We start from the raw sequence: 11,990 nt of genomic DNA on the forward strand, positions 1-11,990 counted from the left end.
CTTTTTTGTTGGAGGTTTTATGGTTTTGGATGAGCAGTTGGCGTTGTTTCGCCGCGGCGCGGTGGATTTTATTGGCGAGGAGGAGTTGCGCGCGAAGCTCGCCGCGGGCAAGAAGCTGCGCGTCAAGCTCGGCATGGACCCGACGGCGCCGGATTTGCATTTTGGTCACACGGTGGTGCTGAACAAGCTGCGCCAGTTTCAGGATGCCGGGCATCAGGTGCTGTTTTTGATTGGTGATTTCACCGCGCTGATTGGCGATCCTTCCGGCAAGAGCGCGACGCGCCCGCCGCTCTCGCCGGAGCAGGTGCTGGCCAACGCGGAAACGTACAAGGAGCAGGTGTTCAAGATTCTGGACCCGGCGAAGACGGAGGTGATGTTCAACTCGCACTGGATGGGGCCGATGTCTTCGACGGATATGATTCGTCTCGCCGCCAAGTACACGGTGGCGCGCATTCTGGAGCGCGACGATTTTCAGAAACGCTACACCGAGGGGCGGCCAATTGCGCTGCATGAGTTTTTGTACCCGCTGACGCAGGGCTATGATTCGGTCGCGATGGAGGCGGACGTCGAACTCGGCGGCACGGATCAGAAGTTCAACCTGTTGGTCGGGCGCGATTTGCAGCGCGAGTACGGCCAGTCGCCGCAAGCCATCATCACCATGCCGATTCTGGAAGGTCTGGACGGCGTGCAGAAGATGAGCAAGTCGCTCGGCAACTACATCGGCATTTTTGATCCGGCAAACGAGATGTTCGGCAAGATTATGTCGATTTCCGATGAGCTGATGTGGCGCTGGTTTACCCTGCTTTCCTTCCGTTCCATGGACGAGATTGCGGCGCTGCAAGCGGAAGTTACCGCCGGGCGCAATCCGCGCGACGTGAAGTTTGAGCTGGCGCGCGAACTGGTCGCCCGTTTCCACGATGAAGCGGCGGCAGCGGCGGCGCAGGAAGCGTTCGTCAACCGCTTTGCCAAAAACGAAATCCCGGAAGACCTCGAAGAATTCCGCATTGACGCGCCCGACGGCGCACTCGGTATTGCACACGTCTTAAAGGCGGCGGGGCTGGTTGGCAGTACGTCCGAAGGCTTGCGCATGGTCGATGGCGGCGCGGTCAAAGTCGATGGCGAACGGGTCGCGAGTCGCGATTTCAAACTGGAGCGCGGCTTCAGCGGTATCGTCCAGGCGGGCAAACGCCGCATCGTCAAGGTGGTGCTGGTATGAGAAAACTCGCCCTGTTGTGCGCGCTGTCTGCGGGCGGCGCGCTCGCCCAGCCGGTGTTGCCGGCGCAGAATGAAAACGGCGAACCCGCAGCGGTGCCGTTTTCGGTCAATGCGCTCTTCGCCTCCTACAAACCGAGCATCTACCAAGTGCGCACCATCAACGCCGCCACGGGGCAGAAAACCAGCATCGGCTCCGGTTTCGTCATCGGCGACGGCAAAATGATTGCCACCAACTACCACGTCATCGCCGACGCGGTAAACAAAGAAAAACACGACATCGAATACATTAGCACCGACGACCGCGAAGGCAAACTGCGCCTGCTGGCGGTGGACGTGGTGCATGACCTCGCCATCGTCGCCGCCGACCACGAGCTCGGCAAAGCCTTCAAACTGGGCGGCATCCCCGAACAGGGCGAAGCGCTCTACGCCCTCGGCAACCCCGGCGATTTGGGCTTCATCATCGTCGATGGCATCAACAACGGCATCCTGCAAAAAAGCGCGCGCTCGCGCATCCTCTTCTCCGGCGCGATTAACAGCGGCATGAGCGGCGGACCGACGGTGAACAAAAGTGGCGAAGTCGTCGGCATCAACGTCGAAAGCCAGGGCAACGACATCGGCTTCCTCGTCCCAGCGAACCACCTCGCCGACCTGCTGAAACAAGCGGAAGCGGGCGCGGTGAACATCAACGAATCCATCGCCGACCAACTCATCGCCGACAACGACAAATACTACACCCCGTTTTTTAGCGGCAAATGGAAAACCGCGACCATCGGCCACTTCACCGTGCCGACCGAAAGCGGCGGCGACCTGCGCTGCTGGGACGTCTCGCCCGAACAACAACTGGAAGACCTCGCCGTCAGCGAATCCGTCATCTGCCAGTCCGACCGCACCACCTACATCAGCCACGACATCCAGTTCGGCGCGATGGGCTTCATCTACAGCAACTTCTACGCGCGCGACCCCATCCTCACCTCGCGCTTCTACCACCTCTACAGCCAAGAATACCGCCTGCCCTACGAACACCGCAGCAGCCGCGACTTCGGCGACTTCGCCTGCAAAGCGGACTTCGTCAGCATCGGCGGCAAACCCTTCAAAACCACCTACTGCACCCAGCCCTCGAAAAAATTCATCAAAAACGGCGAGCCGGTCTCCGACCTCTACCTCATCGCCGCACAAATCGGTGAAAAACAACAAGGCTTTACCATCACCATGATGCTCACCGGCATCCAGGAAAACCTCGGCAAGCGCGTCATGGCACACCTACTGGAACAAATCACATGGCAACAGAACTGACCGTCGAAAACCAGGACAACATCTACCGCGTCCACACCTACCCAGTGCGCATCGGCCGCGCCAAAGACAACGACATCATCGTCAAGGCGCCCTTTGTCGCCGACTACCACGCCGTCATCGAACAAGGCGCGCAAGGCCTCACCATCCGCAGCCTCGAACAAAGCCACGCCAACGGCGAGCGCATCCCCACCACTCGGCCGCTCACCAACAACACCCTGCTGCAAATCGGCACCGCCACCCTGAAACTCTGGCTGGATTCCGGCAAACCCATGCCGCTTGCGCACAAACAGCGGCGCTGGTGGCCGCTCTTCACCCATCCGGTCGCCGTCACCGCCTGGTTTCTCGCCGCCATCTTCCTCACCATGTGGCAAGGCTACCTCGACAGCCCGCAAAGCTACATCGTCGATTACAACCGCCTCATCACCGCCGTCATCATCCTGCTCGGCCTCACCTGGATTACCCACAGCATGATCCAGCCGCTGGCGCGACGCTACCTCATCCTGCCCGTACTCGGCCTCATCAGCGCCTACAGCACCCTGAGCGACCTGCTGACCGCCGCCGCCGACTGGTACAGCTTCCAGTTCAACAGCACCGGCGCCAGTACCGCCGCGACCATCCTCGGCTTCGCCGGCTTCCTCGCGCTCTACCGCGCCTTCCTGCGCGACCACATCCCGCTCGCCGGGCGCATCCTCTGGCGCGCCACCGCCCTGACCCTCCTGCCGACCCTGCTGCTCGTTACCTACGGCTACCTGCGCGACCACGACTTCTACAGCCAGCGCCCCGGCAGCTACCCGGTTTACCCGAACAAACTACAAAGCAGCGTCCTGCTGGATGGACAAATAAAACCAATCAAAAACTTCTTTTCAATTGACAAAAACGAATAAAGCGCTACAATGCGCGCCGTTGAAAGATCCATAAACCAACCGGAGAAAACACCATGAGTATCAACATTGGCATGAGCGAAGCCCAGCGCAAAACCATCGCCGAAGGCCTCGCCAAAGTCCTCGCAGACAGCTACACCCTCTACCTCAAAACCCACAAATTCCACTGGAACGTCGAAGGGCCGATGTTCCGCACCCTGCACCTCATGTTTGAAGAGCAGTACACCGAACTCGCCACCGCGGTGGACGAAATCGCCGAACGCATCCGCGCCCTGGGCTTCCCGGCGCCGGGCTCCTACAGCGAATTCGCCGCCCTCACCAGTATCAAAGAATGCAACGGCAAAACCGACGCCCTCACCATGATCCAGGAACTGGTGGACGGACAAGAAACCGTAGTGCGCACCTGCCGCGCCTTCTTCCCGGCAGTCGATGAAGCCAACGACGAAGCGACTGCCGACCTCCTCACCACCCGCATGCAAACCCACGAAAAAACCGCGTGGATGCTGCGCGCCCTGCTGGAAAAATAAAGCACCGCGCCACAACCGAACCAATAACTACACACAACACACTCGCCAAAACCCGCCACCCGGCGGGTTTTGCTTTACCCGCAACGGTGCGGTGAAAAAAACCGCCCACCAAAGCGGTGTTGCGGGTTGGCGCGGTATCGCCATCCCATTTATTTCCATACAACAGCCCGCTATACACACAACATTCCGTAGCGAAGACCGTGCACATTTGAACGGCGCGGAGCGCCCAAAAATGGGGAACGGTTAGGGCGTGGGGAGCGATTTTCCGCTCGTGGCGACCGCTGCGAGTTTTGTAAATTTCAATTCGCGCTCCCGCGTGGGGAGCGACGCTGTGCGTGTTGTCATCGGTGAGAATGACCACCGCGTTTCAATTCGCGCTCCCGCATGGGGAGCGACGCACCGGCTTGCCTTGATCGACATAGACCACATCGTTTCAATTCGCGCTCCCGCATGGGGAGCGAATAACACCCTGTCACTTCAATCGCCCTCTACCGTTTTCGCCTTCTCCACCAGAAAATCAATGAAGCTGCGGATTTTCGCGCTGAGGTGACGGCGGTCGGGGTAGGCGGCGTGCAGGGTGATGCTGCGTAACTGCCAGTCCGGCAGGAGGCGCACCAGCCGCCCGGCGGTGAGGTCGTCCTGCGCCAGCCACAGCGGCAGGTAGCCGATGCCGCTGCCCGCAAGCAGCAGTTGGTGCAGCATGACGGTGCTGTTGCTTTGCAGGGCGCTGTGCAGGTGCAGGGTGTGGCTTTCGTCGCCACGGCGGCAGTCCATGCGGCTGATGTCGGCATACGATGGGAGAACGGCGCTGTGGCTGGCAGCGTCCTCAAGCGTTCGTGGCAGGCCGTGGCGGCGGATGTAGGCGGGCGAGGCGACCAGCGCGAAGCGCACTTCAAACAGCCGCCGGACGACAAGGCTCGGTATCGGCGCGCGGCTGACGCGCAGGGCGAGGTCAATGCCTTCGCCAATGAGATCGCGCATGTCGTTATCGAGGATGATGTCAAGGCTGACCTCGGGGTAGCGCGCGCGGTATTCGCGCATCCAGTCGGCAAAGACGGGGTTGGCGCACCAGATGGGCGCGGTCAGACGCAGATGGCCTTGCGGCGTTTCGCGGCCGCTGCCCGCCTGCGCCGCCGCGGCGTCCAGCAGTTGTAGCGCTTCGATGCTTTGCCGATAGTACACCTCGCCCTCGGCGGTGAGGCTCAGGCTGCGGCTGTTGCGCTGCATGAGGCGGATGCCCAGATGTTTTTCCAGATGGCTCAGGTGTTTGCTTGCCATCGCGGTGGAGATGCCAAGGTATTCGGAGGCGCGGGTGAAGCTGCCGCTTTCGACGATTTGCGCGAAGATTTTGAGACTGAGCAGGGTGTCCATCGTTTCCTTTGGGGAAAAGTTGCGTCAATGAAGCGAGTATAGGTGAGGCGCTGGCTTTTCTCTATACTGCGCCCCCTTACTTAAACCACAGGAGTTAATCATGCGATTCCTCGCCCCTTACCAATCCACCATTCTTTCCCTGGTGCGCATCGCCAGCGCTTATATGTTCATCCTGCACGGCACCACCAAGGCCTTCGGCTTTCCGAGTGCGCCGCAGTACCCGCTGGAATGGATGAGCATTTTCGGCGCCGCTGCCGCGCTGGAACTGGTCGGCGGCGCACTGCTGCTGCTTGGCCTCTTTACCCGCCCGGTCGCCTTCATTCTTTCCGGACAAATGGCGGTCGCCTATTTCATGTTCCATGCCGGCGCGGACAATTTCCTCTATCCGCTGCTCAACCACGGCGAATCGGCAGTGCTGTTCTCCTTCATCTTCCTTTATTTCGCCGCTGCTGGCGGTGGCTGCCTCGCGCTTGACCGCCTCTGCTGCAAAAAGGACTGACCATGAACGCCATCGAACAGGCCATCGCCACCCGCCGCTCCGTTTACGCGCTAAACCGCGACCTGCCGCTGCCGCCGCACGAAATCGTCGCCACCATCGAACACGCGCTGCGTCACGCGCCGTCTCCCTTCAACTCACAATCGACCCGTCTGCTGGTGCTGTTCGGCGCGGAGCACGAAAAACTGTGGGACATGACGGCCGACGCCCTGCGCGCCGTCGTCCCGACGGAGGTCTTCGCGCCGACAGCGGAAAAAATCGCGGGCTTCCGCGCTGCCGCCGGCACCGTACTGTTCTTTGAAGACCGCAACGTTATCAAGGGACTGCAAGAACGCTTCCCTTCCTACGCCGACACCTTCCCTGGCTCGGCCGATCAGGCGGGCGCGATGCTGCAATACGCGCTGTGGACGACCTTCGCCACGCAGCGCATCGGCGCCAACCTGCAACACTACAACCCGCTGATTGACAGCGCCGTCGCGCAAACCTGGGACATTCCCGCCAACTGGCACCTGCGCGCGCAACTCGTCTTCGGCGGCATCGCGGCCGCGCCGGCAGAAAAGGCACTTGCGCCAACGGCAGAGCGCCTGCGCGTCGCCGGACTCTGAATTACTCCAATAACAGCAAATCCATTTCATCGTTCATTCCGCCGCAGCAACTGCGGCGTTTTTTTATGCACGCGCCCATCCAGCCATAGGGGCGCATCAACAAGAATTCCCGCAGAAACAGACTTTCATTGCCGGATGCACCGGAAACAACACCTGAAAACCCTGCGACGATAGCGGTGAGTTCCCGTACTATAGCGATTACACGGAAAGCCTCAGACAAGGCGCGCCGCCGAAGACAGCACGCGGTTGTACGGCGCGGGTTGCCCATAAAAATGACTTCGCCACTTTCTTTTATGGATGCCCGGTCAGGCGGCGCAGCGCCGTATGAAGCATTCGGGGGATGGCGATAACAGCAAAGTTATGCACAAATCGCATACTGGCGCGCCTTGGCGAATTGCAACCTAAAAAAATGCTTTTCTTACAGGTTTTTCTGCTTACTACGTTGTTTTTCAACAAGGTTTATTTTTCCAATATTGCTGCATCGTCATGTGTAAGCTGTGGCACGCACTGTGAATTTCACAATCCCCCGCAGTTTATGCACCAAGTTATCCACAATGCTTGCGGGTAAGATGCTCATATTGAGTGGAAGAACACAATAAAATCATTTGGTTACATAAAATGTCACTCCCGCGTGGGGAGCGACCATTGACGCGGCGCAAGTCCTCGCCGACGCGGCGGTTTCAATTCGCACTCCCGCATGGGGAGCGACATCGTGCGGCAGGGCAAACGCCACGAGACTTATTGTTTCAATTCGCGCTCCCGCATGGGGAGCGACTTTTCGATTTTTGTGCCATCGCTGCTCCAGCGCAGGTTTCAATTCGCGCTCCCGCATGGGGAGCGACCGATACAGCGGCGATAACAACAAATCCACCAAAGGTTTCAATTCGCGCTCCCGCATGGGGAGCGACCTCCAGTAGCGCATGCCTGCTACCTGCCTCAGCGTTTCAATTCGCGCTCCCGCATGGGGAGCGACCTTGGCGATGGACAGGGTGCTGGCCGCGTTGGACGTTTCAATTCGCGCTCCCGCATGGGGAGCGACTGTGTCGCAACGATGACGCCAAAAGCGAAACGCGGTTTCAATTCGCGCTCCCGCATGGGGAGCGACGTCAGCCCCACAAAGCGTGCCAAGAAGGCATCCGTTTCAATTCGCGCTCCCGCATGGGGAGCGACCGCCCCTGCATGGGTTTTCCCGGTCTTTGCCGTGTTTCAATTCGCGCTCCCGCATGGGGAGCGACAAATCGCGCCCCATGTAGCTGCGGTAGAAGCGCAGTTTCAATTCGCGCTCCCGCATGGGGAGCGACTGCCATCATGCAATGGCAGGTACAGCCTGCATAGAAAGCGCACTATTCGCTAGCTAAGCAGACAAAGTACAGTAGGGTAAGATGCAATTCGTATGCTATGTGTTTAAATCTATTTCTATTCAGCACGCTATATCTGCCGTCAATACTCCCACCTTTCGATGAGAACTAATGGTTAGCGCTAGATAATCAATGCATCACGAAATATATCTGGGGCTGCTTTGGCACCATGATGTTCAATTTTATTACGTCCCTTGCTGCCAAGCATATAGAACCGTAAGCTATCAGTTTCCGGCTGGTAGGTTTGTAATAATTTATCTTTTAGCCGTACCCATTGTTCGGGATTCACATCGCATTCAAAAACGGAATATTGCACCCGCACGCCATAATCTTGACAATGCGCTGCTATTTGTCTCAGACGTTTTGCACCCGCTGTATCTGAAAAGGAAATATCGTAAGTAATCAATACCAACATTATCGCATCAAGAAAGGTGGATATTGCGCAAGATCGCCACGTAAGTGGCGTGCCAACAGTAATGCCTGAATATGCGGCAACAAACCAATTTCTATTTCTTCTTGTAAGTAGGGGTGTATGATTTTTTCTTGCTTTTTTGCTTGTAATGCTTGAAACAGATGCTTACGGGAATCATCTTTAAGCTGTACGGCACCACTAGCTTCTGTCACGAAATCACTAATTTGTATCTGTTTACGATTCACAAGACTAAGTACCAAGCGATCAATCCACCAAGCACGGAATTCTTCTAAAATATCCTGCGTTAAGCTGTCGCGTCCAGGGCGGTCAGCATGCAGAAACCCCACCTGCGGATCCAGCCCCACGCCTTGCAGCGCGCCGCTGATGTCCTTGCCCAAAATGCTGTACACAAACGACAACAGCGCATTCACCCGGTCTCTGGGCGGACGGCGGTTGCGCCCGTCAAAAGTAAAGCCGCTTTTTTCGCTCAAAAGTTGCCCGAACACGCCGAAATAACGCGCCGCCGCATCGCCCTCAATGCCGCGCACCACGTCCAGCTCCTCCGCGCCCTTCAACTGCCGCAGCGAAATGTTCAAAGCATCGACCGCACTTTGAATCGCCACATTCTCGCCATAATTGCGAATCTGCCGCTGAAGCACCCGCTTGCTCGCCTGAATCTTCGCCGCAATGATATTGCGCGCAATCGGCACAGGATTTTGCTCCGACACCTGATACTGCGCCCGACGCAACAGCACATTGCCGCTCTGCCGCCCCTGAAACCGCCCCAAGTAACGTCCGTTTTCCGTAAAAAACGCCAAATTCACATTATTTTCATCGCAAAACCCCAGCAGAAACGGCGACACCAGCACATTCCCAAAACAGAAAATATGCCCGATGGAATGCACTGGCGACTGTGCTACCTTCTTACGCTCCCGCTCCTTATGCAGATAGCTGCCTTGGGTGGTGATATAGAGCGTGTTTTGCAGTTTCCGCATGGGAAAACTCCTTAGGTTTTGACTATGCTTTTTAAAGGAATGTTTAGTTTATTTATCTAAAAAACAGTCAGTTAAATGAAATAATCTTAATTAAAACGTTATATAATTAGTGGAATTTCCCAAGATATCCATTTATATGTAAGAAAGGGTCTATTCATACAGGAAATAGATGTATTAAACATAAACAACGCTCTTGCTCCATTTAAAATTTCCCACTCTTCTGCAGGACCCAAGTTAGTACTTAGGCTGTCATCGTAAATCTTTTGAAGATTTTTAATTAAATAGTCTTGGACGCTCACAATATCCGAAAAATCAAGTAGCTTATTACTGTAATATATGCAATTCAAATTAGCATCTTTAGACAAAACTTTAAAAGATGAAAATTTTCCTTGGAGAATATTTCTAAAAGTATTCCACTCATACATTGATATACCATTTTTAGTGCACATATCAAGGTTTTCGATAGAATGTATCAGTATAAATCTGCAGTTTTTTGCCATATCTAATTTATTAACTATTTTTTTACCCAATCTTGATATAAGTCGCTCTTTAACTTTATCAGTTAGTGCTTTTGAACGTAGAGAGCATAACTGATCTATCCCATGATTCAATGATTCATTTCTGCAATATTCATTAAATTCGTCCTTAAAAAATGGATGAATAGTCGCGATTCTATGCTTAATCTGGCAGAAATATATTAGATTAGATGACCTATCATAAATAATGATGTCTGCATCATATTTCTCTTTGGGATCATTTATACCATTTGTTACTATAAATCTATTGCTATCGAGCTTATTTTTTAGGTATTCTAAAAGATAATCACCTTCAAACCATGAACCAATCTTATCCATGTTAGTTAAATATTTAGATGATATTGTTTTAATTGCAAATTTAAGATTGATATTATTTAGTCTTATTAATTTATTATCTAGCTCTGTTACTATGCGATCATTTTCATGGACTTCAAAATCATCTAATTTTTTAAAAAGGTATTTAATTTCATCTTCAGAAAAACCAAATTCATATAATTTATCCCTGCTAATAATTGGCTGAGTATTGTTTATATCTTTAACATCATGTTGCAATGAAAAAAATGAAACGATCTCTGCTAATCTTCTGATATCTGAAAAAATCACATTATCAGCGGAATCTAAAAATTTTGTATAGAGTGGATGGAAGCTTATATATTTATCTAATACAATATCTACAAAATCCTGGAATAAATAAGAATCTCTATGAATTAATTTACGACCAATTTCATTCCTAAATATCACATCAGAGAAATGACTTTGCTTAGTAAAGTATCGTGCAAACCAAATCATCTTATAAGATTTCAATAATTCTTTATTTAATTTATACTTTTTACATCCTTCATAATTACTATCATACTCTATAACCCCCAGTAAAATATATGAAACAAATTCACTAAAGGCATAAAAAGCATAAAGGTTACATTTATCTTGATATGATAGTTGGTACCAGAGTGGAAGATTATTTTTAACCAAATCATCCTTTATCCTTTCTCGATATTCATTTTCTATAATTTTAGCGTTATCTATTAACTTTTCTTCTCCATTGTTTAATATATATGTTTTGCATCCGATGCTTTTTACTCCTTTGGTAAATAAATGTTTCTTATTTGCTAGGCTGTATGAAATATATTTCCTAAGTAGGAACAATTCTCTTCCTAGAACACCTGGAATATATTTTTTGATATCTGAGTCTGAGATATCAAGAGGCTTGTCAATAAGTGATAGAACAAATTTACGCTTTTCCTCCTCCATTATCTCCAAATGACTCATTAAACATTCAAACCAATGCACAGTTTTATTCATATAAATTTTCCATAGTTCATTTACTCAAACAACCCCTCCACATACCCCACGCTCCTATCCCGTTTCCCCAGCAACTCCGGCTGGCAGATTTCCACCAGCGAGCAGGCTTTGCAGCGTTTGCCGTAGTCGGGTGGCGGGGTTTGTCCGCTATTTAAGAGTTCGCGGACGGCGGCAATGGTGGTGAGGGTTTTGGCGCGCAGGCCGTCTGAAAACATGACGGGTACGCGGTGGCAGGTTTGTCCATACCACAGCGCGCCCTCAGAGACGGTTTGCCCCATCATTTCTTCCAAGCACAAGCCTTGGGCGCAAAGCTGGATTTCGTCCATTGGGTCGGGTTTGGGTTTGCCGCGTTTGTATTCCACAGGTTTCAGACGGCCTGTTTTCGTGCCCACTTCCACCAAATCCAACACGCCGCTGATGCCCAGTTTCTCCGCCGACACATGCACCGTCCGCTCAAAACGCACGCCCTTGCGCGTTTCCGGTTCGCCCGAATCCACTCGCTCATGCAGCGCTTTACCCTGCGCGGTCAAATAGTTCTCCGCCCACGCCTGCTCGTTATGAATCAAGGCACATTGGCGCGTGCAGAAGGCGTAGTGTTGCAGGGCGGAAAGGGGGATATTCATATTTCCCATCCTTTAAATCTGCGTTTACTCCTGATAATCGACAAACCCCAAACGATTACCCGATGGATCGATAAATTCCACCACCCATCCGGTACGAATGCGAAAGGGTTCGCTTAGAAAATTGATATTTCTCCCCTGTAATGCTGCGTATTTTGTCCGCACATCTTCCACTTCAATCCACACAGTAGGAGTCATATCAGGGAATTTTTTCCGCTCTTTGAGAATAATGGCAGCTTCTTCATTGCCTACCCGAAAAGCAACCATGCCATTTTCGGAAAAGTCAAATTTAACGGGCAAATCCAGTACATCTTGGTAAAAGTGGCAGCTAGCAGCAAGATCGTCTGCAGGAAAGAAAAAATTATCGTATTTCATGATT

Annotated in this window: 13 protein-coding genes and 1 CRISPR repeat array; of the genes, 6 read left to right on the forward strand and 7 right to left on the reverse strand. The window is 52.8% G+C overall.

Translation table 11 applies throughout. From position 1 onward, the window contains the following. The first annotated feature begins 19 nt into the window (after positions 1-19). The 4 genes from tyrS to EL199_RS03235 are packed head-to-tail and all read left to right on the forward strand — an operon-like array spanning position 20 to position 3,916. Positions 20-1,216 (forward strand): tyrosine--tRNA ligase, encoded by a 1,197-nt coding sequence (tyrS, locus tag EL199_RS03220; protein WP_040355000.1) that lies wholly within the window; start codon positions 20-22, stop codon positions 1,214-1,216. Then, positions 1,213-2,508: a S1 family peptidase gene (locus tag EL199_RS03225; protein WP_004140319.1), complete on the forward strand. Its 1,296-nt coding sequence runs from the start codon at positions 1,213-1,215 to the stop codon at positions 2,506-2,508. The genes tyrS and EL199_RS03225 overlap by 4 nt, the downstream gene beginning before the upstream one ends. Further along, a complete protein-coding gene (locus tag EL199_RS03230; RefSeq protein WP_004140307.1) occupies positions 2,493-3,392 on the forward strand; it encodes an FHA domain-containing protein in 900 nt (299 codons plus the stop codon). The genes EL199_RS03225 and EL199_RS03230 overlap by 16 nt, the downstream gene beginning before the upstream one ends. A 53-nt stretch (positions 3,393-3,445) precedes the next feature. Continuing rightward, on the forward strand, positions 3,446-3,916 hold the full coding sequence (locus tag EL199_RS03235) for a Dps family protein (protein ID WP_004140301.1): 471 nt from the start codon (positions 3,446-3,448) through the stop codon (positions 3,914-3,916). A 477-nt stretch (positions 3,917-4,393) separates the two neighbouring features. On the opposite strand, the gene EL199_RS03240 is transcribed toward EL199_RS03235, so the two are convergent. Beyond that, the gene (locus EL199_RS03240; protein WP_004140298.1) at positions 4,394-5,287 is read right to left on the reverse strand and encodes a LysR family transcriptional regulator; all 894 of its coding nucleotides are present in this window, start codon (positions 5,285-5,287) and stop codon (positions 4,394-4,396) included. 100 nt (positions 5,288-5,387) lie between these two features. Between EL199_RS03240 and EL199_RS03245 the strand changes: the two genes are divergently transcribed. Then, on the forward strand, positions 5,388-5,786 hold the full coding sequence (locus tag EL199_RS03245; RefSeq protein ID WP_004140296.1) for a DoxX family protein: 399 nt from the start codon (positions 5,388-5,390) through the stop codon (positions 5,784-5,786). Next, positions 5,783-6,388: a nitroreductase family protein gene (locus EL199_RS03250; RefSeq protein ID WP_040354996.1), complete on the forward strand. Its 606-nt coding sequence runs from the start codon at positions 5,783-5,785 to the stop codon at positions 6,386-6,388. Before EL199_RS03245 ends, EL199_RS03250 begins: the two co-directional genes overlap by 4 nt. A gap of 1 nt (position 6,389) precedes the next feature. Here the strand turns inward: EL199_RS03250 and EL199_RS03255 are convergent, their stop codons facing one another. From EL199_RS03255 to EL199_RS03280, 6 genes are all read right to left on the reverse strand, one after another. Next, complete coding sequence (locus tag EL199_RS03255; protein ID WP_126315987.1) at positions 6,390-6,656, reverse strand: hypothetical protein; 267 nt, start codon at positions 6,654-6,656, stop codon at positions 6,390-6,392. Between the two features lie 409 nt (positions 6,657-7,065). Further along, a CRISPR array of direct repeats spans positions 7,066-7,689; the repeat unit is 32 nt; unit sequence GTTTCAATTCGCGCTCCCGCATGGGGAGCGAC. Positions 7,690-7,867: 178 nt separating this feature from the next. Then, the gene (cas2, locus tag EL199_RS03260) at positions 7,868-8,161 is read right to left on the reverse strand and encodes a CRISPR-associated endonuclease Cas2 (RefSeq protein ID WP_004140291.1); all 294 of its coding nucleotides are present in this window, start codon (positions 8,159-8,161) and stop codon (positions 7,868-7,870) included. Then, positions 8,161-9,153 carry a type I-C CRISPR-associated endonuclease Cas1c gene (cas1c, locus tag EL199_RS03265; protein ID WP_004140289.1) on the reverse strand — a complete coding sequence of 331 codons (993 nt, stop codon included), beginning with the start codon at positions 9,151-9,153 and terminating at the stop codon, positions 8,161-8,163. Before cas1c ends, cas2 begins: the two co-directional genes overlap by 1 nt. A gap of 98 nt (positions 9,154-9,251) precedes the next feature. After that, a complete protein-coding gene (locus EL199_RS03270) occupies positions 9,252-10,991 on the reverse strand; it encodes a hypothetical protein (protein WP_040354994.1) in 1,740 nt (579 codons plus the stop codon). A gap of 20 nt (positions 10,992-11,011) precedes the next feature. Further along, positions 11,012-11,623 carry a CRISPR-associated protein Cas4 gene (gene cas4, locus EL199_RS03275; protein WP_004140286.1) on the reverse strand — a complete coding sequence of 204 codons (612 nt, stop codon included), beginning with the start codon at positions 11,621-11,623 and terminating at the stop codon, positions 11,012-11,014. Positions 11,624-11,638: 15 nt separating this feature from the next. After that, positions 11,639-11,986, reverse strand: a complete 348-nt coding sequence (locus EL199_RS03280) for a VOC family protein (protein WP_004140284.1) — start codon at positions 11,984-11,986, stop codon at positions 11,639-11,641. Positions 11,987-11,990 lie beyond the last annotated feature (4 nt).

Source organism: Cardiobacterium hominis, assembly GCF_900637305.1.
Classification (GTDB): Bacteria; Pseudomonadota; Gammaproteobacteria; order Cardiobacteriales; family Cardiobacteriaceae; genus Cardiobacterium; species Cardiobacterium hominis.